The 23327-nt window shown below is 51.2% G+C and carries 23 protein-coding genes; 15 read left to right on the top strand and 8 right to left on the bottom strand.

Annotation, left to right across the window (positions count from 1 at the left end; all coding sequences use genetic code 11):
* The 7 genes from lpdA to NST70_RS08940 all read left to right on the top strand — a co-directional run bounded on the left by lpdA (position 1) and on the right by NST70_RS08940 (position 7206).
* The gene (lpdA, locus tag NST70_RS08970) at positions 1-1413 is read left to right on the top strand and encodes a dihydrolipoyl dehydrogenase (protein WP_342474863.1); all 1413 of its coding nucleotides are present in this window, start codon (positions 1-3) and stop codon (positions 1411-1413) included.
* Between the two features lie 23 nt (positions 1414-1436).
* Positions 1437-2426 carry a thiamine pyrophosphate-dependent dehydrogenase E1 component subunit alpha gene (locus NST70_RS08965; protein ID WP_014098079.1) on the top strand — a complete coding sequence of 330 codons (990 nt, stop codon included), beginning with the start codon at positions 1437-1439 and terminating at the stop codon, positions 2424-2426.
* An 11-nt stretch (positions 2427-2437) separates the two neighbouring features.
* Positions 2438-3421 carry an alpha-ketoacid dehydrogenase subunit beta gene (locus NST70_RS08960; protein WP_061087025.1) on the top strand — a complete coding sequence of 328 codons (984 nt, stop codon included), beginning with the start codon at positions 2438-2440 and terminating at the stop codon, positions 3419-3421.
* 24 nt (positions 3422-3445) lie between these two features.
* Positions 3446-4723 carry a dihydrolipoamide acetyltransferase family protein gene (locus tag NST70_RS08955; RefSeq protein WP_342474861.1) on the top strand — a complete coding sequence of 426 codons (1278 nt, stop codon included), beginning with the start codon at positions 3446-3448 and terminating at the stop codon, positions 4721-4723.
* A gap of 214 nt (positions 4724-4937) precedes the next feature.
* A complete protein-coding gene (pfkB, locus tag NST70_RS08950; protein ID WP_061087023.1) occupies positions 4938-5849 on the top strand; it encodes a 1-phosphofructokinase in 912 nt (303 codons plus the stop codon).
* 267 nt (positions 5850-6116) lie between these two features.
* Entirely contained in the window at positions 6117-6554 is a 438-nt protein-coding gene (locus NST70_RS08945; protein WP_342474859.1) for a BrxA/BrxB family bacilliredoxin, read from the top strand.
* Between the two features lie 148 nt (positions 6555-6702).
* On the top strand, positions 6703-7206 hold the full coding sequence (locus tag NST70_RS08940) for a L,D-transpeptidase (RefSeq protein ID WP_046720756.1): 504 nt from the start codon (positions 6703-6705) through the stop codon (positions 7204-7206).
* Between the two features lie 30 nt (positions 7207-7236).
* On the opposite strand, the gene prli42 is transcribed toward NST70_RS08940, so the two are convergent.
* A complete protein-coding gene (gene prli42, locus NST70_RS08935) occupies positions 7237-7329 on the bottom strand; it encodes a stressosome-associated protein Prli42 (RefSeq protein ID WP_017550500.1) in 93 nt (30 codons plus the stop codon).
* A 122-nt stretch (positions 7330-7451) separates the two neighbouring features.
* Between prli42 and NST70_RS08930 the strand changes: the two genes are divergently transcribed.
* Genes NST70_RS08930 through NST70_RS08920 form a run of 3 tightly spaced genes read left to right on the top strand, consistent with a single transcriptional unit; the run spans position 7452 to position 10340 of the window.
* Entirely contained in the window at positions 7452-8573 is a 1122-nt protein-coding gene (locus NST70_RS08930; protein ID WP_035184634.1) for a M20/M25/M40 family metallo-hydrolase, read from the top strand.
* A gap of 6 nt (positions 8574-8579) precedes the next feature.
* A complete protein-coding gene (locus NST70_RS08925; RefSeq protein ID WP_081106226.1) occupies positions 8580-9107 on the top strand; it encodes a chemotaxis protein CheW in 528 nt (175 codons plus the stop codon).
* An 18-nt stretch (positions 9108-9125) separates the two neighbouring features.
* Positions 9126-10340 (top strand): DNA polymerase IV, encoded by a 1215-nt coding sequence (locus NST70_RS08920; RefSeq protein ID WP_061565213.1) that lies wholly within the window; start codon positions 9126-9128, stop codon positions 10338-10340.
* 70 nt (positions 10341-10410) lie between these two features.
* Here NST70_RS08920 and zwf read toward each other — a convergent pair whose 3' ends face one another.
* Positions 10411-11910: a glucose-6-phosphate dehydrogenase gene (gene zwf / locus NST70_RS08915; RefSeq protein ID WP_035188026.1), complete on the bottom strand. Its 1500-nt coding sequence runs from the start codon at positions 11908-11910 to the stop codon at positions 10411-10413.
* 269 nt (positions 11911-12179) lie between these two features.
* Between zwf and rnz the strand changes: the two genes are divergently transcribed.
* The gene (gene rnz / locus NST70_RS08910) at positions 12180-13097 is read left to right on the top strand and encodes a ribonuclease Z (protein ID WP_014098089.1); all 918 of its coding nucleotides are present in this window, start codon (positions 12180-12182) and stop codon (positions 13095-13097) included.
* A gap of 40 nt (positions 13098-13137) precedes the next feature.
* Here rnz and proC read toward each other — a convergent pair whose 3' ends face one another.
* Positions 13138-13965, bottom strand: coding sequence for a pyrroline-5-carboxylate reductase (gene proC, locus NST70_RS08905; protein WP_061565212.1), 828 nt, complete (start codon positions 13963-13965; stop codon positions 13138-13140).
* A 500-nt stretch (positions 13966-14465) separates the two neighbouring features.
* Between proC and NST70_RS08900 the strand changes: the two genes are divergently transcribed.
* The 3 genes from NST70_RS08900 (at position 14466) to NST70_RS08890 (ending at position 16988) form a co-directional block, all read left to right on the top strand.
* Entirely contained in the window at positions 14466-15263 is a 798-nt protein-coding gene (locus tag NST70_RS08900; protein ID WP_014098091.1) for an SDR family oxidoreductase, read from the top strand.
* Positions 15264-15414: 151 nt separating this feature from the next.
* The gene (locus NST70_RS08895) at positions 15415-16650 is read left to right on the top strand and encodes a DNA polymerase IV (protein WP_014098092.1); all 1236 of its coding nucleotides are present in this window, start codon (positions 15415-15417) and stop codon (positions 16648-16650) included.
* Complete coding sequence (locus NST70_RS08890; RefSeq protein ID WP_061565211.1) at positions 16647-16988, top strand: YolD-like family protein; 342 nt, start codon at positions 16647-16649, stop codon at positions 16986-16988. The genes NST70_RS08895 and NST70_RS08890 overlap by 4 nt, the downstream gene beginning before the upstream one ends.
* Positions 16989-17138: 150 nt before the next feature.
* On the opposite strand, the gene NST70_RS08885 is transcribed toward NST70_RS08890, so the two are convergent.
* The 4 genes from NST70_RS08885 to NST70_RS08870 all read right to left on the bottom strand — a co-directional run bounded on the left by NST70_RS08885 (position 17139) and on the right by NST70_RS08870 (position 21600).
* Positions 17139-18548, bottom strand: coding sequence for a LysM peptidoglycan-binding domain-containing protein (locus NST70_RS08885; protein ID WP_061565210.1), 1410 nt, complete (start codon positions 18546-18548; stop codon positions 17139-17141).
* A 74-nt stretch (positions 18549-18622) separates the two neighbouring features.
* Entirely contained in the window at positions 18623-19546 is a 924-nt protein-coding gene (locus tag NST70_RS08880) for an alpha/beta fold hydrolase (RefSeq protein WP_046720761.1), read from the bottom strand.
* A 198-nt stretch (positions 19547-19744) separates the two neighbouring features.
* Positions 19745-20953 (bottom strand): toxic anion resistance protein, encoded by a 1209-nt coding sequence (locus NST70_RS08875; protein WP_061565209.1) that lies wholly within the window; start codon positions 20951-20953, stop codon positions 19745-19747.
* Entirely contained in the window at positions 20950-21600 is a 651-nt protein-coding gene (locus NST70_RS08870) for a 5-bromo-4-chloroindolyl phosphate hydrolysis family protein (RefSeq protein WP_014098097.1), read from the bottom strand. The genes NST70_RS08875 and NST70_RS08870 overlap by 4 nt, the downstream gene beginning before the upstream one ends.
* 329 nt (positions 21601-21929) lie before the next feature.
* Here NST70_RS08870 and NST70_RS08865 point away from each other — a divergent pair, with 329 nt between their 5' ends.
* Positions 21930-22178, top strand: coding sequence for a YqkE family protein (locus NST70_RS08865; protein WP_026104517.1), 249 nt, complete (start codon positions 21930-21932; stop codon positions 22176-22178).
* Between the two features lie 205 nt (positions 22179-22383).
* On the opposite strand, the gene NST70_RS08860 is transcribed toward NST70_RS08865, so the two are convergent.
* Complete coding sequence (locus NST70_RS08860) at positions 22384-23295, bottom strand: aldo/keto reductase (RefSeq protein WP_046720763.1); 912 nt, start codon at positions 23293-23295, stop codon at positions 22384-22386.
* Positions 23296-23327: the final 32 nt, after the last annotated feature.

Below are 23327 nucleotides of genomic sequence, written 5' to 3'. Positions count from 1 at the left end.
TTGGCAAAAGAATACGATGTCGTTGTTTTGGGCGGCGGAACAGGCGGCTATGTGGCCGCCATCCGCGCAGCAAAAAACGGGTTAAAAACAGCAATTGTTGAAAAATCAAAACTTGGCGGCACCTGCCTCCATAAAGGCTGCATTCCGACAAAAGCCCTGTTAAGAAGCGCGGAAGTATACCGGCTGGTCCGAAAAAGCGCCGATTTCGGCGTGGATGTCCGTGATGCCGCCTTGAATTTTGCAAAAATCCGGGAACGGAAAAACGCAGTTGTGGCGCAATTGCACCGCGGCGTTCAATCCTTGATGAAAAAAGGGAAAATTGATGTGTATGAAGGCACCGGCAGAATCCTCGGCCCCTCCATTTTTTCGCCCGTAGCAGGAACGGTTTCAATCGAGGGTGCGGGTACAGACAATGAGATGCTCCTCCCGAAAAATTTAATCATTGCGACCGGCTCGCGCCCGCGTGTGCTTCCCGGGTTTGCAGTCGACGGGGAATATGTGATGACATCTGACGAAGCGCTTGAAATGGAAGAACTCCCTGCATCCATCCTGATTGCAGGCGGCGGGGCGATCGGTGTGGAATGGGCCTCGATGCTTGCCGACTTTGGCGTAAAGGTGACGATCATTGAGGCTTCCCCGCGCCTTTTGCCGGGAGAAGACAGCGACATTTCAAAAGAAATTACGCGCCTTATGAAGAAAAAAGGGGTTGCCATCTTCACCGGTACCGCATTCAATGCAGCTTCCCTCCAGACAGGGGACGGTAAGGTGAGGATCGGCACGGAAGACGGAAAAACGTTTGAGGCAGATAAGCTTTTATTATCGGTCGGCCGGCTGGCCAACACGGAAAACATCGGCCTCGAAAATACGGATATTGAAATCGAAAACGGCGTTATTAAGGTCAATGAAGTTTACCAGACAAAAGAATCCCATATTTATGCGATCGGGGACTGCATCGGCGGGTTGCAGCTTGCCCATGTAGCAGCAAGGGAAGGCATCATTGCGGCTGATCGCATCGCCGGGAAAAGCGTGGACCCGCTCGATGACACCATGGTGCCGAAATGTGTGTATTCCAATCCTGAAATTGCCAGTGTCGGCCTGACGGAAGAGAAAGCAAAAGAAAAAGGATATGATGTAAAAATCGGCCGATTTTCGTTCCAGGCAGTCGGCAAAGCGCTTGTCTACGGGGAAACGGACGGCTTTGTCAAAATCGTGGCAGACGCAAAAACCGACGATCTGTTAGGCGTACATATCATCGGGCCGCATGCAACAGACATGATTTCAGAAGCCGGGCTTGCACGCGTTTTGGATGCGGCGCCGTGGGAGGTGGCCATGAATATCCATCCGCACCCGACGCTAAGCGAAGCGATCGGGGAGGCGGCACTCGCAGTAGATGGGCTTGAAATCCATGCGTAGCTTTTGGATAAGGAGTGATGACAATGAATAAAAATCGGCATAAAGACTTAGGTTTAAGCGACCGGGAAGTATTGGAAATGTACGAAATGATGCTGCTTGCGCGCAAGGTGGATGAACGGATGTGGCTTTTAAACCGGTCCGGCAAAATTCCGTTTGTTGTCTCCTGCCAGGGCCAGGAAGCTGCCCAGGTTGGCGCCGCTTTTGCGCTCGACAGGACAAAAGATTATGTATTGCCGTATTACCGCGATCTCGGGATTGTGCTCGCTTTCGGCATGACCGCGCGTGACATTATGCTCTCCGGGTTTGCCAAAGCGGAAGACCCGAATTCGGGCGGCCGGCAAATGCCAGGCCACTACGGGCAGAAGAAAAACAGAATCGTCACCCAGTCTTCCCCTGTAACAACACAGGTACCGCATGCGGCCGGAATTGCGCTCGCAGGCAAAATGGAGAAAAAGGATTTTGTTACGTTTGTCACTTTCGGGGAAGGATCATCCAACCAGGGCGATTTCCATGAAGGGGCGAATTTTGCCGCGGTCCACAAGCTGCCGGTCATTTTCATGTGCGAAAATAACCAGTATGCCATCAGTGTCCCGATTGAAAAGCAGCTCGGGAACCCGCGCGTTTCCGACCGTGCGATCGGCTACGGCATGCCGGGTGTGACAGTTGACGGAAACGATCCGCTCGCTGTCTATGAAGTGGTCAAAGAAGCGGCGGACCGTGCCCGGCGCGGGGAAGGGCCGACTTTAATCGAAACGCTTGTTTACCGCTTTACACCGCATTCTTCCGATGATGATGACCGCTACCGTGCGCAGGAAGAAGTGAAGACGGCAAAAGAAAAAGATCCGGTTGTTTTATTTAGCCGGTACTTAAAAGAGGCGGGCCTTCTTGATGGGGAAAAAGAAAAAGAAATCGATGCGCGCGTCATCCAAACCGTCAATGAGGCAACCGATTATGCCGAAAAAGCGCCGTATGCCAAACCGGAAGATGCGCTCCGGTTTGTTTACGGGGAGTAAGGAGGAGAACGATGGCTGTCATTTCATATATTGACGCAATTACAAAAGCATTGCGGGAAGAAATGGAACGGGACGAAAAAGTATTTGTGCTCGGCGAAGATGTTGGAAAAAAAGGCGGGGTATTTAAGGCGACGGCCGGATTATACGAGCAGTTCGGCGCCGAAAGAGTAATCGATACGCCGCTCGCTGAATCGGCGATTGCCGGGGTCGGCGTAGGGGCTGCGATGTACGGGATGCGGCCGGTTGCCGAGATCCAGTTTGCCGATTTTATTCTGCCGGCTGTCAATCAGATTATTTCGGAAGCGGCGAAAATCCGCTACCGCACCAATAATGACTGGCAATGCCCGCTTGTCGTGCGTGCACCGTACGGAGGTGGTGTCCACGGGGCACTGTATCACTCCCAGTCGCTTGAATCGGTGTTTGCAAACCAGCCGGGGCTGAAAATTGTCATGCCGTCCACGCCTTATGATGTAAAAGGGTTGCTGAAAGCCGCAATCCGGGACGATGATCCGGTTCTCTTTTTCGAACATAAGCGCGCGTACCGCCTGATTAAGGGTGAAGTGCCGGATGAAGATTATGTGCTCCCGATCGGCAAGGCCGAAGTAAAAAGGGAAGGAACGGATATTACGGTGATCACGTATGGGCTTTGCGTCCATTTTGCCCTCCAGGCTGCAGAAAAGCTTAGAGAGGATGGGCTCGAAGCACATATTCTCGATTTGCGCACCGTTTACCCGCTCGACAAAGAAGCAATCATCGAGGCAGCTGCAAAAACCGGGAAAGTGCTGCTTATCACGGAAGACAATAAAGAAGGAAGCATTATCGGCGAAGTTGCCGCGATCATTGCGGAAAACTGCCTGTTTGACCTGGACGCCCCGATCATGCGTCTGGCCGGTCCGGATGTTCCGGCAATGCCGTATGCGCCGACGATGGAAAAATATTTTATGGTCAATCCCGAAAAAGTCGAAAAAGCAATGCGGGAACTGGCCGAATTTTAGAATTGCAGGATAGGAGGGTGCCAATTGGCGATAGAAAATATTACGATGCCGCAGCTCGGAGAAAGTGTGACGGAAGGAACCATCAGCAAGTGGCTTGTATCCCCGGGTGATCATGTCCATAAATACGATCCGCTTTGTGAAGTATTAACAGACAAAGTCAATGCCGAAGTGCCTTCTTCGTTTGAAGGGGAAATCGTGGAACTGATCGCTTCGGAAGACGAAACCGTTGCTGTCGGGGAAGTCATTTGCACGGTCAAAACCGCGGCCGAAACAAATGTCCAGCCTGAAACGGAACCGGGTCCGGATCCGGATGCTGCAGCGCCACAGACGGAAGCGGAAAAAGGGAAAAAAGTCCGCTATTCCCCGGCCGTTTTAAAACTGTCCCAGGAATACGGCATTGACTTGAACCAGGTCAAAGGAACGGGAAGGGAAGGCCGGATCACGCGCAAAGACCTGTTAAAAATCATTGAAAGCAGGGGGAATGAGGCGGAACTGACTCCTTCAAAACCGGCACCTTCAAAACCGGAACCGGCAAAACCGGCACCTGCCCGTGAAACGCCGCCTGCTTCCCGGCCTTTGCCTGTACGGGAAGCTGGAAAAGAAGATACGGTGATTCCGGTTACCGGCGTGCGTAAAGCGATCGCGAACAATATGGCACGCAGCAAACAGGAAATTCCGCATGCGTGGATGATGGTTGAAGCGGACGTTACGAATCTTGTCCGCTACCGGGATGGCGTAAAAGAAGAGTTTAAGCGACGTGAAGGCTTTAATCTCACATACTTTGCCTTTTTTGTCAAAGCGGTCGCCCAGGCGTTGAAAGAGTTTCCTGCGCTCAATTCAACGTGGGCCGGAGATGCCATTATCCAAAAACATGATGTCAACATCTCGATCGCGGTTGCCGCCGAAGACAAGCTGTACGTGCCGGTCATAAAGCATGCCGATGAAAAATCGATCAAAGGCATTGCCCGTGAAATTGCTGTCCTGGCGCAAAAAGCCCGCGCCGGGAAACTCGCCCCGGAAGACATGGAGGGTGGCACCTTTACCGTCAATAATACCGGGTCATTTGGTTCGGTGCAGTCGATGGGGATTATCAACTATCCGCAAGCTGCCATCCTCCAGGTCGAGTCAATTGTCAAACGCCCTGTCATCATGGATGAGGGCATGTTTGCCGCGCGGAATATCGTGAACCTTTGTCTGTCGATTGACCACCGCATTTTGGACGGACTTGTCTCCGGTCGCTTCTTAAAGCGCCTCAAAGAGATTTTAGAGGCGGTCACACCGGAAACGGCACCGCTCTATTAATGAAAAGCCCGCTGATGAAGCGGGCTTTTCTATTTTGGGGAATGTGGCGATTTATGGAAAACTGATTGTTTTTGAATGAATTTAATTGATTTTTACTGTTTTTGAAGGTAAAATAACGACCGGATGCACCGCTTGCAATCGTGCAGGCGTGGAACGATTGCCATCAAAAAGGGGAATACTAAAACTGATCTCCAAAGCAAAGGTTGTGTAAAAAATGATTTATACGGTAACACTGAATCCGTCTGTTGACTACATCGTCCAGGTGGAACATTTTGAACTTGGCGGATTGAACCGTTCCGTGATGGACACCAAATTTCCGGGCGGAAAAGGCATCAACGTCTCGCGCGTCATGAAAAGGCTGGGCGTTGATTCTACGGCACTCGGCTTTCTCGGCGGTTTCACCGGCAGCTACATTGAAAATTTTCTTAAAGCAGAAGGCATTTTAACGGATTTTGTCCAAGTTTCAGGCGACACGCGGATCAATATAAAATTAAAATCCGGTGTTGAAACGGAAATCAACGGAATGGGGCCTTCTATTTCGGAAACGGAGCTGGACCGGCTGCTTGCCAAAATCGACAGCCTAAACGAAGAGGATGCCATTTTGTTTTCCGGCAGCATCCCAAGTTCGCTCCCGCCATCCATTTATGCCAGCCTCATTCAAAAATGCCGTGAAAAACAAATCCGCGTGATCGCAGATGTTTCCGGCGAATCGCTCGGCCATGTCATCAAAACGGGCCCGTTCTTAATCAAGCCGAACCATCATGAAATCGGCGAAATTTTCGGCGTGAAAGTCGAAACGCCTGAAGAAGCGAAACAATATGGCAGCCGCCTGCTTGATATGGGCGTTGAAAATGTGATCGTTTCGATGGCAGAAAAGGGTGCGCTCTTTTTGAATAAGGAAGTATCTTATTTTGCGCAAGCGCCGAAAGGGAAGGTAAAAAATTCTGCCGGCGCCGGCGATTCGGTCGTAGCCGGGTTTGTAAGCGGGATGGCAAAAGGAAAATCGTACAAAGAATCGTTTGCACTCGGGGTTGCCTGCGGTTCTGCAACGGCATTTTCCATGGAACTGTGCACAAAGCAAGAAGCAACATCGCTTCTCGAACAGGTCCATGTCCAATCTTTATAAAACGAAAAACCGGGATGCCCCGGTTTTTTTGCATAAAAAAGGGACAGCGCATGAGACGCCATCCAAAGCATCTAGGGAGTTTAGGGGTATGGATCTAGATGTACTGTCATTTTACCCGGTTTTGTGGAAAAATAAACGCTTTCCGGCTATTTTTTTCGTTTTTACGCGTAAAATAAAAGAAAAGGGACGGCTGCAAACAGAATATTTGAAAAGCAACGTGAAAACCTGCTATGATTAGCTTTAAAGCAGAATGAAAGGATGAGTGGCATGTCTGTCAATTTTAATCTTTATATGAACGATGTCGTGCGCATGTCCCGTGAAGAGGCAGTAGAAGCCGGCTACCGGGAACTGAGGACGCCGGAAGAAGTGGACGAAGCGTTTTCCAAAAAAGGGACGACGCTTGTCCTGGTCAACTCTGTGTGCGGCTGCGCAGGGGGCATTGCACGGCCGGCTGCGGCGCACGCCATCCATTATGATAAGCGTCCGGACCAGCTTGTAACCGTCTTTGCCGGCCAGGATAAAGAAGCAACGGCGAGGGCACGCAGCTATTTTACCGATTATCCGCCGTCCTCCCCGTCTTTCGCTCTTTTAAAAGACGGCAAGATTGTGAAAATGATTGAACGGCACCAGATCGAAGGGCATGACCCAGCGGCTGTCGTGGCTGAGCTGCAGGCAATGTTTGAAGAATACTGTGAAGAACTGTAATGCGGGAAGCCTTCTCCTTCCGTTCTGGAAAGGGGAAGGCTTTTTTTAACAGGGGCGGTGTCCCGGGTGTAAAGCGCACTTTCCGTATGCATGAACCGGTATGCGGGATGCATACTAAAGAAAAACACAACTAGCAGGTGAATGGCTTATGCATATATGGGTGGCATGGATGCTTGTTTTCGGGTTATCGGTATGGCCGGCGGACGGGCACGTTGCCCCGGGAGACCCGCTCATTATTGTCAATAAAACAACAAACCGGCTTGCCTGGATCCGCGGCGGGAAAATCCGGCTCGAAACGCCGGTTGCGACTGGGAAAACAAATGACCTGACGCCGGAAGGTTTTTTTACGGTCAAAGTCAAGGCGAAAAATCCTTATTACCGGAAAAAGAATATTCCCGGCGGCGACCCGCGCAATCCGCTCGGCTCGCGCTGGATCGGTTTTGATGCGCGCGGCACGGACGGCCGGATTTACGGCCTGCACGGCACAAACAATCCTGCTTCAATTGGCCGGTATATTTCAAACGGTTGCATCCGCCTGCCGAAAGCGGCGCTCGAAAAGCTGTACGATGAAGTGCCGGTCGGAACAAAAATTTACATCACTCGGTCAACCCGGCCGATGACCGAACTGGCAAAAGCAAAAGGCGCCATTTAAAAAAGGAACGCGGACTTTCCCGTTCCTTTTTTAAAACAGCATTGAAAGGCCGGAAAGAACTGTTCCTGCCAGCATGGCAATGAGCATTAAGTACACGACAATTTTCTGCGTTTTTTTCGACAAAGCAGACTTCACCTCTTAAACGGACGGTAATCATTTTTATTCTAGCCTGAAGCCGCCGGTTGTACAAGTAAAATCATTCGCGTTATACTATTAAAGTACATATACATATTGGAGGTTTTTCCATGGTGAATGAAGAACGGTTAGTAAAAGAATTTTTTGAACTGGTTCAGGTGGATTCGGAAACCGGACATGAAGAAGAAATTGGCAAGGTCTTAAAACAAAAATTTGAAGGCCTTGGCCTTGAAGTATATGAGGATGATACAAAAGCAAAAACGGGGCACGGCTTTGGCAATCTGATCTGCACATTGAAAGGCAATGTTCCTGAAGCGACGCCGATTTATTTTACTTCCCATATGGATACCGTCGTTCCGGGGAAAGGCATCAAACCGTCCATCAAAGACGGCTGGATCCAATCAGACGGCACGACAATCCTCGGATCTGACGACAAAGCCGGGCTCTCCGCGATGTTGGAAATGATCCGGGTATTGAAAGAAGACCAGATCCGCCACGGGGATATCCAGTTTGTCATTACTGTCGGCGAAGAGTCCGGTCTGGTCGGTTCGCGCGCGCTCGATCCGTCGCTGTTAAAAGCAAAATACGGCTTTGCCCTTGACAGCGACGGCCCGGTTGGCACGATTGTGACGGCTGCCCCGACGCAGGCCAAAATCAAAGCAACCATTTTAGGCAAAACCGCCCATGCCGGTGTGGCGCCGGAAAAAGGGGTCTCCGCGATCACCATTGCCGCAAAAGCGATCGCAAAAATGCCGCTCGGCCGCATTGACAGTGAAACGACCGCGAATATCGGGCGCTTTGAAGGCGGTCAGGCAACCAATATCGTTTGCGACCGCGTCGATATTCTGGCGGAAGCCCGTTCACTCGTTCCGGAAAAAATGGAAACACAGGTTGCCAAAATGAAAACCGCTTTTGAACAGACGGCACTGGAAATGGGCGGAAAAGCGGAAGTCGAAGTGAACGTCGTGTACCCGGGATTTAAATTCTCAGACGGCGACCAAGTGGTGGAAGTGGCCAAAAAAGCAGCAGCAAAAATCGGCCGCGAGAGCAAGCTGGAGCAAAGCGGGGGCGGAAGCGACGCCAACGTCATTGCAGGATTTAACATCCCGACGGTCAATCTCGGCACAGGGTATGAAGAAATCCATACGACAAAAGAAAGAATTCCGGTTAAAGAACTGGTCAAACTGGCTGAGATGGCGGTTGCCATTGCGGAAGTGGCCGGCGGGGAGTAACAGGATTTGAGGCGGAAGCGGGATAACCGCTTCCTTTTTAAGAAAGGAAGCGATCAGTTGGAAGCGCTCAATAAATATATCATTTTTAAAACGAGGGAAGAGGAGTACGGCATTCATATTGGATCGGTCATTTCTGTTGAAAAGGCGCAAGCAGCCAATCCCGTCCCAAAACTGCCTGCATTTGTACGGGGCATCATGAAGGTGAGGGATGAACTGATCCCGATTATTGACGTCGAACATTGTTTTTACCAGACACCGCTTTCCTCCATAGAGGACGCCCGCATGATCGTCGTCCGGACAGAAGCCATTCCGGTCGGCCTGCTCGTCAAAGAGGCAAACGACATTGTGGAAATACAGGAAGAAGAGAAAAAACAGATCGGCCTTGCCGGCTACGGGCGGACAAATTATTTTACGGCTGTCGCCAGTTTGAAGGACAGGCTGATTACCATTATGGATGTCGATTTGTTTACGGCGTCGCTTGAAGGGATTGCAGACATTGCCGCTTATATGAAAGAAGCGGCCGGAAATTCGTGAGCGCCGGAGTGGGTGAAGATGAAAGCATTTTATCCGAAAAAAGGCCGTGTCATTTTGCATGTCGATATGAACAGTTTTTTCGCTTCGGTTGAAATGGCGGAAAACCCTGCGCTTAAAGGGAAGCCGCTGGCCGTTGCCGGGAATCCGAAAGAACGGAAAGGCATCATTGTGACGTGCAGTTATGAAGCGAGAAAATTCGGTGTAAAAACGACCATGCCGGTCTGGGAAGCAAAAAAACGCTGCCCGGATCTTTTAATCGTGCCACCCCGTTTTGATCTGTATAAAAAAGCATCCGCCAAAATGTTTTCAATCCTCCGCGCGTATTCGCCTTTGGTCGAACCGGTTTCGATCGATGAAGGTTATGTGGACATTACCGGCCTCGAGGAACTGGGGACGCCGCCTGCCATTGCCGAATCGATCCAGCAGCAAATTCTTGCGGAACTCGATTTGCCGTCAAGCATCGGGATCGCCCCGAATAAATTTTTGGCGAAAACAGCGTCGGATATGAAAAAGCCGATGGGCATCACCATTTTAAGAAAGCGGGATATTCCCCGTTTATTATGGCCGCGGCCGTTGATCGAGATGCACGGTGTAGGCGGCAAAACGGCGGAAAAGCTTAACGGCTGTGGTCTTTTTACGATCGGCGATCTGGCGCATGCGGATGATTTTCTTTTAAAGCAGCTTCTCGGCATCCGTGGCATCCGTTTGAAAGAAAGGGCGAATGGAAGAGACCCGCGTCCTGTTGATCCCGAATCCGTAAACGTCACCAAAAGCGTTGGGCGGATGGTGACGCTATCTGAGGATACGGAGGATGAACACCGGATCGATGCCGTGCTGAAAAAGCTTGCGGATGAAACGGCGGAACGGATGAGAAAAAAGGAGGTTGCGGCAACCAATGTGGGCATCATGATCCGTTACGCGGACCGGAAAACGGTGACGAGGAGCAAAAAAAGCGGAGGGCCGGTTGAAAGCGGCGATGCGTTGTTTCAAGCCGCCCGCACGCTTTTTATCCGGAACTGGAACGGGCAGCCCGTACGCCTTTTGGGCATTACCGCCTCCGGTTTAACGGACCGGAAGGCGGAAGCAGAACAGCTGAGTCTGTTTTCATATGAAGAAGCAGCCAAAAAAGAGCCGCTGTATGAGGCAATCAGCCGGCTCCGCAAGAAATTTGGGGAGCAGATTATCCAAACCGGGAGAGAAGCGGGAAAGCGGCCGCCGGATCCCCGCGGTTAATTACCGGCTTCCGGCACGTCCCATAAAAAAGGAACACGCGCAAAGATGGCGTGTTCCTTTTTTAACAGGTTCAGCAGTTCCCAACTTCCAGATCTTCCACCGGCCACCAGAAGAAGCCGTCTTTTTCCAGCAGTTCATCGGCTGCTTTCGGTCCCATCGAACCGGATTTGTAATTTGGGAATGTAATCGGCTTGTTTTCCCACACTTTTGAAATATTATCGACAAAGCTCCACGATAAGGCGACTTCATCCCAATGGGTAAAGTTGGTTGCGTCGCCCATCAGGCAGTCATGAATCAATTTTTCATAGGCTTCGGGCGTATTAATGCCGTTTTTGCTGCTGCTTGCAAAGCTGAGCTGCACAGGGGTGGTTTCCATATGCTGGCCCGGTTTTTTGGCGTTCAGATGAAGCGAAATCCCTTCTTCCGGCTGGATATGGATGACAAGCAGATTCGGGTTCAGTTCATGATTTGTATTGTAGTACAAATTCATCGGGATATCTTTAAACTGCACGACAATTTTCGTCGATTTCGCCGCCATCCGTTTGCCGGTGCGGATGTAAAACGGCACGCCCGCCCATCTGAAATTATCAATCATCAGTTTCCCGGCGACAAACGTTTCGGTCCTGGAATCCGGCGCTACATTCAGCTCTTCCCGGTAACCCTGGACTTTTTTGCCGCCAATTTCGCCCGGACCGTACTGGCCGCGCACGAAGTATGCCGGCACATCTTTTCCTTCAATGGTGCGCAAGGCACGCAGCACCCGCACTTTTTCGCTCCGGATTTCGTTTGTTGTCAGGCTGATCGGCGGTTCCATTGCAAGGAGCGCCACCATTTGCAGCATATGGTTTTGCACCATATCCCTGAGCGCCCCGCTCGCTTCGTAATACCGCGCCCGTTCTTCCACGCCAAGCATCTCGCTTGATGTAATCTGGATGTTGGAAATATAACGATTGTTCCAAAGCGGCTCGAACAGGGCGTTGGCAAACCGGATGACCTCGATATTTTGTACCATCGCTTTACCTAAATAATGGTCGATTCGGTAAATCTGGTCTTCTGAAAAAGATTTCCGGATCTGGCTGTTCAGCTGTTTCGCTGATTCGAGGCTATGCCCGAAAGGTTTTTCGATGACAAGCCGTTTAAACCCGTTTGTAGCGGTAAGCCCGTCACTTTTCAGATGGTCCGAAATCGTCCCGAAATATTCCGGGGCCATCGCCAAATAGAAGATCCGGTTGCCTTCCAGCTGGTACTTTTCATCCAGTTCATCCGCTAATTGCTTCAACTGTATGTACGAGTTGCTGTCTGTCACATCATGCGGCTGATAGTAAAAATGAGCGGCAAACGCTTCAAGCTGTTCCGCATGTTCTCTCGCGCTCAGAACGGAATCTTTTATATGCGCACGGAAGATTTCGTCCGTCCATTCCCTTCTTGCCGTGCCGATCACAGCGAAATGCTCTGACAGCCTGCCTTTCCGGTACAAATTGTACAGGGAAGGAAACAGCTTACGCTTCGCCAGATCACCTGTTGCGCCAAAAAGCATAAATAACGATTTCGGTGTCTCAGTTGTCTGCATCTTTCTTACCTCTCTTTGTTCAAAAAATCACGATTTAAGGCCGGCCTGTCTCATGATACGGTTATAGTTTGCCTTGTTGCAGCCATTTCATTTCAAAAGCAGGGAAAAATCATTTTTTTCCGCTTTCCGGCCCCATTTCATTGTCACTATATTCTAGACTTTCACGGGCAAATACGCAAATGATATGCAATAGTTTCCTTTCCGTAAAATTATGATAAGATAGTTCTATATGTGCGGCCGGGATCCGGCAGGAAAGGGGGGAACATCATTTGGAAATTTTATTTTTGGGAACTGGCGCGGGCGTACCTGCCAAAGCAAGAAACGTCACGTCCATTGCGCTCAAATTGCTGGAAGAACGAAATGCCATCTGGCTTTTTGACTGTGGGGAAGCGACACAGCACCAGATTTTGCACACTGCGATCAAACCGCGCAAAGTTGAAAAAATTTTTATCACCCACTTGCACGGCGACCATATTTTCGGGCTTCCCGGCTTTCTTGGGAGCCGGTCGTTCCAGGGCGGGGATGGCCCGCTTACCGTTTACGGCCCGAAAGGCATAAAAGCGTTTGTGGAAGTTTCCCTGAAAGTGAGCGAAACCCGTCTGAAATATCCTTTGGAGATCATCGAAATTGAAGAAGGAACGGTATTTGAAGACGACCGCTTTACGGTTTGTGCGCTGCGGCTTGATCATGGGATCGAAAGCTTCGGCTACCGGATTACCGAAAAAGACAAACCGGGCGCGCTGGATGCGGATCGATTGAAAAAAGAAGGGATCCGCCCGGGCCCGGTTTACCGGCTGCTGAAAGAAGGCCGGACGGTAACATTGGAAGACGGTCGCGTGATCAGCGGAAAAGATTATCTCGGCCCGGCGAAAAAGGGGAAGATCATTGCCATCCTTGGCGATACAAGGCCGAATGAGGCGGAAATCCGGCTCGCAGCCAATGCCGATCTTCTCGTTCACGAAGCAACGTTTAACAAGGAGAGCGGGCAAATGGCGCATGATTATTTTCATTCGACAACGGCGGACGCGGCGCAAACGGCAAAGCAGGCGGGGGCAAAACGGCTGCTTCTTACCCATATTAGTGCCAGGTACGGAAAAGAAGACTGGCCGGCGCTTGAGCAGGAAGCGCAAGCTTTATTCCCGGACAGTCTGCTTGTCCATGATTTGATGGAAGTGCCTGTTTTGTAAAGCAAAAAAAGCGGCTTGCCTGCCGCTTTTTTATTGCCGGTTATTCTCTTGCGGGTTCTTTCCCTGCGTTCGATAACTCATTTGCTCGCTTTGCAGCTGCTTTTACACAGTCAATGAAAGCTTGTTTGACCTCGCGTTCGTCAAGGACGCGGATCGCGGCTTCTGTGGTGCCGTTCGGGCTTGTGACAGCTTTCCGGAGCGCTTCCGGCGGTTCGGCTGAAGTTTTCAGCATTTCTGCTGCGCCGATGATCGTCTGGAGGATAAATTGTTTTGCCGTTTGTGCGTCGAGCCCGATTTCTGCAGCTGACTGCTGGAGCGCTTCGGCGATATAATAAATATACGCCGGTCCGCTTCCCGAAAGCCCTGTTACAGCATCGAGCTGTTCTTCTTTTACGGCCGTAGTCATGCCGACAGCCGAAAATATGGCAAACGCCCGGTGCCGGTGCTGTTTTGTCGCAGCGGCGTTAAAGGCAATGCCGGTTGCCGACAGCCCGACTTTCGCCGATGTGTTCGGCATTGCGCGCGCAACGGGAATATGCCGGCCAATCTTGTTTTCGATAAACGGAATGGTGATGCCGGCCGCTACCGAAACGAGCAGGGTGTCCGGAGATATGAGCGGACGGACCGATTCGAGCACATCTGGGGCATCTTTCGGTTTTACGGCTAAGATGACCGCGTCCGGGCCTTCGAAAAGCTGGTCGAGGCCGTCTGCAGCCCGGATGCCGTATTTCTGTTCCAATGTGCGGAGCCTTTTCTTGTTCGTGCGGTTATGGGCGCGGATGTCCCAGGCTTTTACGATTCTTTTTTCAAGCATGCCAATGATCATCGCTTCAGCCATGGACCCGGCGCCAATAAATGATATTTTCATGCAAATGCCTCCCTTCAAAGTAAAAAACCCCTTCATCCGTAAAGGACGAAAGGGCATGTTCCGCGGTACCACCTTTATTGCAGGAATTCGATCCTACACCTCATTTGGTTAACGGTTTTCATCCGGTTTGGTTTTGCCAAACAGCTCACAGGCAGGTTCGGCCGGGCAGCGGATGGCGGAGTTTTCCAGCCTGAGAACCCCGCTCTCTTGCATCATGCCCGGCTTACTGGTCCTGGTCACAGCCGGTCGCTTATCAAAATGGTATTACTTATTATGAAGAAAAATCGGGGAGTTGTCAAGAGTGATTCCGTGAATTTTCAGATAAAAAATCCGTGCCCGGCCATTTTAAAATGGTACCAGGCGTGCTGCCGCAATGAACGCGGCACGGGAGGAAGCATGAAAATCGGCCGGCACCATTTTTCAGAATAGGCATCCATGCCGCGGCAAATGGCACCAGTGGAGGAATGAAAATTTTCAAGATAGAGGGAGAAGATGGAAACATGGCAAATAAACGGATCCGGAAGAAAACGATCGTGATTACCGGCGCTTCCGGCGGCCTCGGGGAAAAAATCGCCTTTGCCGCCGCCAAAAACGAGGCTAACCTTGTTCTGCTCGCCAGAAGCCTCGGCAAGCTTGAAAAAATCAAGGCGGAGATCGAAGCAGCTTACCAGGTTTCGTGTCTGACCGTTCGCTGCGATGTAGCGGAGCACGGCAAAATTCCTGCTGTTTTTGAATCGATTTACAACCGCTGTGGCCAGATTGATGTGCTCGTGAACAATGCCGGTTTCGGCGTTTTTGATGAAGTGCAGGATATCCGCATGGAGGATGTCAGGGGGATGTTTGATGTCAATGTCATCGGGCTCATTGCCTGCACCAAAGCGGTCGTCCCGCATATGCAAAAAAACCGTGCCGGCCATATTATCAATATCGCTTCCCAGGCGGCCAAAATGGCGACCCCAAAATCAAGCGTCTATGCGGCCAGCAAGTTTGCAGTGCGCGGCTTTACGGACAGCCTCCGCATGGAAATGGCGCGCTTTGGCGTCTATGTGACAGCCGTTCATCCCGGCCCGGTTGCAACCGGTTTTTTCGACATCGCCGACCGGTCCGGCACCTACCGGAAAAATATTGAAAAATGGATGCTGGATCCCGAAAAACTTGCAGAAAAAATAACGGATACGATGCTTGTAAATCGGCGTGAAATCAATGCGCCAAAATGGATGAATGCATCCGCTACCATCCATGCGCTTTTCCCCGGGCTTGTGGAAAGGCTCGGACGGCAGGCTTTCTTTAAAAAATAGCAGCCGGTGTGATGCGCGTTTTGGAAAAATATAACCCCTCTGCCTAAAAAAACAATTGGCGAAAGAACGTATATTCGTTTATAATGAGGAATAGAATAAGAACTATAGTTCGTGTTGTTTGCTTAGTTTCTAAGGTAAGAGGGGTTGAAAGATGAGCCAGCGTGTGATTTTTCTCGTCGATATGCAGTCTTTTTATGCAAGTGTGGAAAAAGCCGATCATCCGGCGTACAGGGATAAACCCGTAATCGTATCGGGGGATCCGGCGCGCCGGTCCGGGGTGGTGCTCGCTGCCTGCCCGCTCGCGAAAAAGCGCGGCGTGAAGAATGCGCTCCGCCTGTGGGAAGCGCAGCAGCTCTGCCCGGATGCCGTTATTGTTCGGCCGCGCATGCAGCGCTATCTCGATGTATCGGTGCAGATTTCTTCGATTCTTGCCCGCTATACGGATATGGTTGAACCGTATTCCGTTGACGAGCAGTTCATGGATGTAACGGGCAGCAGGCGACTGTTCGGAGAGCCGCGCGAGATCGCCGCGCAAATCCAGCGGGACATCATGGAAGAAACCGGCGTGTATGCCCGCTGCGGGATCGGGCCGAACAAAGTGCTGGCCAAAATGGCGTGCGACCATTTTGCGAAGAAAAACAAAACCGGCATTTTTGAACTGGATCACCATCATCTCAAAACGCATTTATGGCCTTTGCCGGTTGGCAGGATGTTCGGTGTCGGCAGCCGGATGGAGCAGCATCTGAAGCGGCTCGGCATTTATACAATCGGTGCGCTTGCCTGCTTTCCACTTTCTGTTTTAAAAAAACGGTGGGGGATTGGCGGCCAGGTACTGTGGGAGACGGCAAACGGCATTGATGAGTCGCCCGTCTCGAAAGAATCGCACGTCGGACAGAAAGCGATCGGGCATGCGATGACGCTGCCGCGCGACTACGCCGATTTTGAGCATGAAATCAAAGTTGCCCTTCTTGAACTTTGCGAGGAAGTCTGTTTCCGGGCGCGTACTTCAGGCGTCATGGGCGCTTGTGTTTCGGTCGGCTGCCAGGGGGCGGATTATGCCCATCCGTCCGGCTTTCACCGCCAGATGACGCTTCTGGCGCCGACAAACGGGACAATGGACGTTTACCGGGCGGCGTGCCGGCTGTTTCTTTCGTTTTGGGACGGAAATCCGGTCCGCCGTATCAGCGTCGGGCTGTCGCGCCTGTCGCGGGATGATATCCGGCAGCTTGATCTGTTTGAAAACAGGGAAGGGGAAAGAAAGATTGGGTATGCGGTCGACCGCATCAAGCAGAAATACGGTTCCGGCGCCGTCATCCGCGCCGTGTCGCTGCTTGATGCCGGCCAGGCGCTTGAACGTGCCAAAAAGATAGGAGGGCATTACAAATGAGCGGATACCTGCAGCGCGGTAACAAACTTTGGGAAGGGTCACGCATGTTTTTGCCCGAGCATAAGCAGGCACTTTTAAAATGGCAGAAAGAACAGGAAAAACAGGCAAAGCCCGAACTCGATGAGCAGCAGCTTGAAGAGATGAACCATATGCTCATATCTGCCTGCCGGCTGCGCGTGCCGGTTACGGTCCGTTTCTTTGAAGCGGGAAATTTCTTTACCGCCACCGGTACCATTACAAAATTCCGGCCGCTCGAAAAAAAGCTGGAGCTGGCAGGGGAGACAGGGGAGCGGATATCGATCAAACTTTCCGCGGTGACAGAAGTGGAACGGGCATGAAAAACCGGCAAGCCTGAAAAAGCCTGCCGGATGGATTTTCGTACGGGCGATGCAGAAAAATGCAGCACTGGCGGTTTGGACGCATCCTGTTGCAGCAAGAAGCAGCATTCATGAAATCAATCTTAGGGCATCCGTACGCTTTGTTGCGGATTACCGTTTTCTTGCCTGAATGAGTGCCTGCTGCACGACCCAGTTTTCGGGAAACGGGTTGCCGAGCACCCAGTAGCTGATTCCGCGCAGCCCGTATTCGTTTAGCAAATTGATTTTTGCCCGCATGCTGCGCGCATCTTCAAACCAGACTTCATGCTGCTGGCCTGATGCATCAGTGTAACGGAAATAAGGCGCCTGGTCGGTCGGGTGGTAGCGGATGTCAGCCCCGTACCGTGCCGCCAAGGAAAGGGCTTCATGCGGGCTGATCGTGCGCGCCGTTGTGCCTGCGCGCCACGGGATTCTCCAGTCACGTCCGTAAAGCGGCGCCCCCATCATAATCTTATTCCGCGGAATGACGGTAACGGCATAATCAAGGACACGCCTCACTTCAGGAATCGGGGCGATGGCCCGCGGCCTGCCGCCGGCCCATCCCCATTCATACGTCATCAAAATGACAAAATCAACGATGGCCCCGTGTGCGCCGTAATCGTGGGCTTCGTAAAGCAGGCCCGGCTGCGTGCCGGAAATTTTCGGCGCAAGCGCAGTCGAGACGAGCAGGCCTTCCGGGCGGAACCGGCGGGCGACGCGCCTGAGAAACGCCGTATAACGGTCGCGGTCTTCCGGATACACATATTCAAAATCAAAATTGACGCCCCGGTACCCTTTTTGCCGTATCGTGGCGAGAAGATTGCTGATCAAAGTTTCCTGCAATGCTTCATTGCGAAGCAGCCGGGCAGCCAGATCGGAGCTGAATCCTTCCGAGGTGAAATTGGCCAGGATTAAAAGCGGAAGGACACCGTTTGCTTCCGCTGCCTGAAGGACGGAGCGGTCGTTGAGCGGCGTCAGGCTGCCATCTTCACGGAACGTATGACGGAAAGGGGACAAGTACGTAAAATAAGGCCCAAGCTGGTAAACTTCAGCGGTGCCCGCAGCGCCGAACCCGGTTGTATAGGCATTGACTTCTTTCACAGGGCGGCGGGGTGCGGGTATACGCAGCACCTGGCCGGCGGAAAGAGCCGTGCCGGGAAGCCGGTTCGCCTGCATAATGGCCCCCATGTCCGCCCCGTAAGTACGGACAATGCCGTACAAAGTTTCACCCTGTTTTACCGTATGGTTCCGGTAGGGGATAAAAAGCACCTGCCCCGGAAAAAGCGAGGCGGGATTGCGGAGCTGGTTGGCGTTTATAAGCGCTTGGGCCAAAACGCCGAGGCGTGCGGCGATTGTGCCGAGCTGGTCCCCTTCCTGGACGATGTACTGAAAGAACCGGTCAGGAATGACAAGCGCCTGGCCGGGGACGAGCGGGGATGATGCAGTTAGCCCGTTTGCCAAAAAGAGCTGGGCAAGATCGGCATCGAGGCGGTTTGCAATCCGCCAAAGGGTATCGCCTTGCTGTACGGTATAGATTTCCATCATGGACACTCCCTGTTTTGATAGGCTCCTATACCATATTCAGCAACATGGGCGGACGTTCGCAAAAAATGGCATTAAAGCTTACGGGACGCCGCCATTTTTTCAAGAAATTCGTCAATCACCTGTTCATACTGTTCGCGGTTTAAGTTGAGCGACTGGGCGTGGGCGCCGTTTTCGGCAATAAACAGCTGTTTCGGCCCTTTTTTCTTTTCATAAAGCGCTTTGGTCATCCCGGGCAGAATGTAGTCGTCCTTGGCGCTGTGGATAAAGAGGACCGGCTGTTTGATCCGGCCGACTACATCAATCGGCGACACACGGCGGAGCGAGTAGCCGTCGCGGATGCGGACAAAAAAATCGGCAAGCGGAAAAAACCATTTTCCGGGCAGCCGCGTTTCCCGCGTAAATTCCCGGATCAATTGCGCCCGGAACGAGGAAAACGGGCAGTCGGCGATGTAAAAATCGGCGCGGCCGCAAAGCTCGCCGGCATACAGCAGGAGCGTGGCGGCGCCCATTGATTCGCCGTGAATCCCGAAAAAGATGCCGTCCCCTTCGCGCCTGAGAAGTTCATCCACCACCGCTTTTAAGTCATGCTTTTCATAGTACCCGTAGCTCGTTGTACTGCCGCCGGATTCCCCGTGGCGGCGGTGGTCGTAGAGGACAGCGTTAAAGCCCCGCTTCAGGAACAGGTTCATATATTTAACGGAATTCATTTTGTTTTCCGTCACGCCATGGCAAAAAATCATCCATTTTTTCGACTCGGGGAACGGTTTCACAAAAACCGATTTGAGCTTGTAACCGAATGGGGACGGAATCAAAACTTCCTCTTTCGGCAATGATTCGTACGCTTTAAGATCCAGCCTTTTCGCGGCCACTTCTCGGCTTATGACGAGGCTGTCGTCTTTTTTTCGGATATGCATCACCCGCTCTGACATGTAAAAGCCGAGCCCGCCTGCAGCAAGCGCCGCCGCCGTGGCGGGCAGGGAAAACCATTTTTTCATCAAAATCCCTCCGCATGTTGAAGTAAAAAAGGATGCCGGATGCGCTTTAATAAGCGGAAAGAAAAAACCGGCGCAAGTTTCCGGTTGCGCCGGTTTTATTTTCAGGCTCCTGCCGCTTTTCCGGATGGATCTTTGTTTGAAAGCGGCAGCAGGCTTTCCGTCCGCCGGCCCGGTCTGTTGCCGTTTTGCCCGTTTTGGTCAGGACGCCCCGGCATCCGGCCCCGGTCCTTTCAAGTTCATTAGTTTTTGTTTCAGTTCGTTTTCCATCGTCGCCAGTTCCTGTTCGGCCTGGAACCGCCGGGCTCTTCCTTCCTGCTGGATGCGCAGCGTTTCTTCGAGCGTTGAAATCAGGCTTTCCTGCGTTTTTTTCAACGTTTCAATGTCGACAAGGCCGCGCTCATTTTCCTGCGCCGTTTCGATCGTGTTCGATTTCAGCATTTCGGCATTGCGCAACAGAAGTTCATTGGTCGTTTTGGACACTTGTTTTTGCGCTTCGACCGCATGGCGCTGGCGGATGAGCGTCAGGGCAATCGCGATCTGGTTTTTCCATAGCGGGATCGCCGTCATAATAGAGGACTGGATTTTTTCAGCCAGCGTCTGATTTGTGTTTTGAATCAGTCGGATTTGCGGCGCGCTTTGGATCGTGATTTGCCGGCTTAATTTTAAGTCGTGCAGCCGTTTTTCAAGCCGGTCGGCAAACTGGATCATGTCGTTGACTTCCTGGAAGGCCATCTGGTCGCCGGTTGCTTCTGCTTTTTTCCTCATTTCAGGAATCGTTTTTGTGTTCAGTTCCTCAAGCTTAAGCTCGCCGGCTGCAATATAAATATTAAGCGCATGGAAATAATCTTTGTTTTTTTCATACAGCTGTTCGAGCAGCTGGATATCTTTCAGCAACGTCTTTTTCGAGAGATCGAGCTTCACGCTGATGCGATCGATCTGCGCGCTTGTTTTCTGGTATTTTGAAAGCAGTTCCTGCACCGAATTGGAAATTTTGCCGAACATGCGGGAAAAGAAGTTTTTCTTTTCTGGGACAAGTTCTTCGGGATTCACCTGCTCAAGTTTTTTCATCAAATCATTTAAAATATCGCCGATTTCCCCGATATCTTTTTTCTGGACTTGGTCAAGCATGGCATGTGAGAAATTTAGCAGCTTCGATTGCGCCTGTGTGCCATATAAAATGACGGCCTGGTGGTTTGAAGGGTCAATTTGCTTTGCGAGTTCGTATGCTTTTTGCCGGTTTTCCTCCGGCAGCATGTCCACAAGGCGTGATGGTTTCGTTTCAGTGACAGGCTCCGCTTTCTGTCCCTCATCCGGCAGCATGGCGTCACGCGTGCCGAACGGATCGGCAAGCAGATCATCCAGCCCGCCGCCTGTTGGTTCCTGCCAAAGTTCTTTGTCTGCGTTCATTTTTTTGCACTCCTTTCATGCCGGGAAGGGGATTTGCGTTCGATGGTGTGCCTGGCGTATGCCAGTTCGTAATCGAGCTCATCCATATCCGTTGACAGCATATGGTACAGATCTTTCTCTGTTTCGCGTCCCAATTGTTTTAACGTTTCTTCCGTTTCCCGGATTTGCACGGCCATTTCTTTGTTTTTTACAGGCTGGGATTGCAGGAGGGCATATTTTTCCGCAAGCTCCGTCATGGAATCCAAATGGTAAAAATAAAAAGATTCAGCCTGATAGAAACGTTTCGGCTCTCTTTTGACCAGTGCCTGTATTTTCCTGATTACTTTATTCATATCGTAAAAAAGTTTGAACGTGCTAATGGAACGAACGGATAAAAAGGTTTTTTGCAATCGCCTGATTTTTTCGTCCGCTTCTTTCAGGTTTTTCCGGATATATTGATAATCTTTCCGCGTTAGCTGCTGCGCTTTCAGAAAACCCCGCAACATTTGCCACTTCACAAGCCGGTTGATCAGAAAGCCGCCGACAAGCGAAAGCAAAAGCGACAGCCAGAACAGATGGCCGGATGAAAAATAAATGACGAGAAAGAGAAGGATAACGCTAGAAATGGTTATCACGGTGCGAATCACCGTACCCATAAAAAATTTCATAATCGACACCCCTGATCACGATCTTGGTTGATTCGGCCATACGTCTTATACGAAAAGCAGCCCTGAAAAGATTCGAAAACCTTGCAAATTTCTTCTTTAACGCTACTATACCAGAGATCGCGCATGGATTTAAAGAGAGAAAGCAGCTTCCGGAAAATATTTTTCAGTCTGGGAGCCGGGTCGCTCATGAACGGACCTCCTGAGGGATGATGAAGCATTGGTAAATATATTATAATGAAAAAAGATGATAGAAGAAGGGCGGTGAAGGCCGTTTGTAAGATGCCCCCGGCTGCACTCGAGGCATGCGGGCTTTTTGCAAACGGCAGCAAATGGCAAAAAAGAGACAGGCACAACAAAAAGGAAAACAGGATGAGAAAGTGCAGCTGAAGGATGCGCTGCAAAAAGATGTGCTCGAAAAATTGAAACAGGCAAAGCAGGAACTTGCGGCAGTGGAAGTAGAAAAAAAGAGGGCGGAAGAAGAACGAAAAAGAGAAGAACGGAAGCAGCGCGAGCGGAACAAATCGTTTGCGGAACTGCTGGAAGAATCCGATTTGGACTGGAAACGATATAAAGGCTAAAAAGATGGCAATGGTACAGGCAGTCGCCTTGACACAACTGCCTGTACGATTGATTACGCCCTGATTTCCATTTGCCGTTTAAATCCTTCCTTTGCACGGGGGAAAACGGGATGGTTTCCGGCATAACCGGGAAAGGGCTGTTGGAACAAGGTGAAAAAATAAACAAAAAAGCAAAGAACGCGGTGCATTCTTTGCTGAAAACAGATTACCGATGCGCTTCGTATCGGTTTTGTTTGGTGAGCTCGCGCAGAAGCCGGTGCTCCTCCGGTGTAAGTGGCGCAGCGTTTACGGCTTTTGCATTGGCGCGCACCTGGTCCGGGGAACTGGCGCCGGCAACCACGGCGGCAACTGGAGGGCAGGCGAGATCATATTGAAGTGCAAGTTCAAGCATCGTCCGCCCGCCGGTTAAAAGCGTATTTTTGATTTTCTCAAGAAGGGCGACAATTTCTTCATAACCGGTATCAAGATAACCGTCTGCTGGAATCTTTTCCGGCAGCCCGCTTAAAATCCCTTTTGCGACCGGGCCTCTTGCGACAATGCTGATGCCGTTTTCGCCTAAAAGCGTCGTGATGGTCTCTTCCGGCCGCCGGTCAAGCAGGCTGTACTGCATCATGACGCTTGCAATGGATGACTTTTTCACATATTCGCGGATCACGTTCGGGCGGATGGAAGAAATGCCGTAAGCGCGGATGATGCCTTCTGCCTTTAATTCCTCAAACGCTTCGATCGTTTCGTCTATCGGGTCTTCGATCGTGCCGCCGTGCAGCTGGTACAAATCGATATAGTCCGTGCCGAGTCGTTTCAGGCTTTGTTTTGCCGCTTCTTTTATGTAAGCTTTGGAAGCATCCCAGCGCCACGTTTTGCCGTCTTCATTCCAGCGGTTTCCGGCTTTTGTGGCAATGACGACTTCATCGCGCACAGTTTTAAGCGCTTCTGCGACCAGTTTTTCATTCACCCCGTGGTCATAAAGATCGGCCGTGTCAAAATAGTTGATGCCTGCTTCAAGTGCGGATTCAATGACGACCCGTGCTTTTTTCGGATCCGTACCGAGCGACATGCAGCCGAGCCCGAGCTTTGAAACATATAAATCTGAATTTCCCAACCGGTTTTTTTCCATGTTTTCCTGCCTCCTTTTTTTTATTGTATAGA

It is taken from the genome of Weizmannia sp. FSL K6-0777 (assembly GCF_038593185.1).
Classification (GTDB): Bacteria; Bacillota; Bacilli; order Bacillales; family Bacillaceae_C; genus Weizmannia; species Weizmannia faecalis.
The sequence above is the reverse complement of the archived record's forward strand: the minus strand, read 5'-3'. Positions and strand labels throughout refer to the sequence as shown.

Coding starts and splice junctions, on each gene's coding strand:
- NST70_RS08870 (WP_014098097.1), bottom strand. CDS start 21,600: ATGAAATTTTTTATGGGTACGGTGATTCGCACCGTGATAACCATTTCT.
- NST70_RS08875 (WP_061565209.1), bottom strand. CDS start 20,953: ATGAACGCAGACAAAGAACTTTGGCAGGAACCAACAGGCGGCGGGCTG.
- pfkB (WP_061087023.1), top strand. CDS start 4,938: ATGATTTATACGGTAACACTGAATCCGTCTGTTGACTACATCGTCCAG.
- NST70_RS08960 (WP_061087025.1), top strand. CDS start 2,438: ATGGCTGTCATTTCATATATTGACGCAATTACAAAAGCATTGCGGGAA.
- NST70_RS08860 (WP_046720763.1), bottom strand. CDS start 23,295: ATGGAAAAAAACCGGTTGGGAAATTCAGATTTATATGTTTCAAAGCTC.
- NST70_RS08890 (WP_061565211.1), top strand. CDS start 16,647: ATGAGCGGATACCTGCAGCGCGGTAACAAACTTTGGGAAGGGTCACGC.
- NST70_RS08880 (WP_046720761.1), bottom strand. CDS start 19,546: ATGAAAAAATGGTTTTCCCTGCCCGCCACGGCGGCGGCGCTTGCTGCA.
- NST70_RS08930 (WP_035184634.1), top strand. CDS start 7,452: ATGGTGAATGAAGAACGGTTAGTAAAAGAATTTTTTGAACTGGTTCAG.
- proC (WP_061565212.1), bottom strand. CDS start 13,965: ATGAAAATATCATTTATTGGCGCCGGGTCCATGGCTGAAGCGATGATC.
- NST70_RS08945 (WP_342474859.1), top strand. CDS start 6,117: ATGTCTGTCAATTTTAATCTTTATATGAACGATGTCGTGCGCATGTCC.
- NST70_RS08865 (WP_026104517.1), top strand. CDS start 21,930: ATGGCAAAAAAGAGACAGGCACAACAAAAAGGAAAACAGGATGAGAAA.
- NST70_RS08900 (WP_014098091.1), top strand. CDS start 14,466: ATGGCAAATAAACGGATCCGGAAGAAAACGATCGTGATTACCGGCGCT.
- NST70_RS08885 (WP_061565210.1), bottom strand. CDS start 18,548: ATGGAAATCTATACCGTACAGCAAGGCGATACCCTTTGGCGGATTGCA.
- NST70_RS08895 (WP_014098092.1), top strand. CDS start 15,415: ATGAGCCAGCGTGTGATTTTTCTCGTCGATATGCAGTCTTTTTATGCA.
- zwf (WP_035188026.1), bottom strand. CDS start 11,910: ATGCAGACAACTGAGACACCGAAATCGTTATTTATGCTTTTTGGCGCA.
- NST70_RS08920 (WP_061565213.1), top strand. CDS start 9,126: ATGAAAGCATTTTATCCGAAAAAAGGCCGTGTCATTTTGCATGTCGAT.
- NST70_RS08940 (WP_046720756.1), top strand. CDS start 6,703: ATGCATATATGGGTGGCATGGATGCTTGTTTTCGGGTTATCGGTATGG.
- NST70_RS08965 (WP_014098079.1), top strand. CDS start 1,437: ATGAATAAAAATCGGCATAAAGACTTAGGTTTAAGCGACCGGGAAGTA.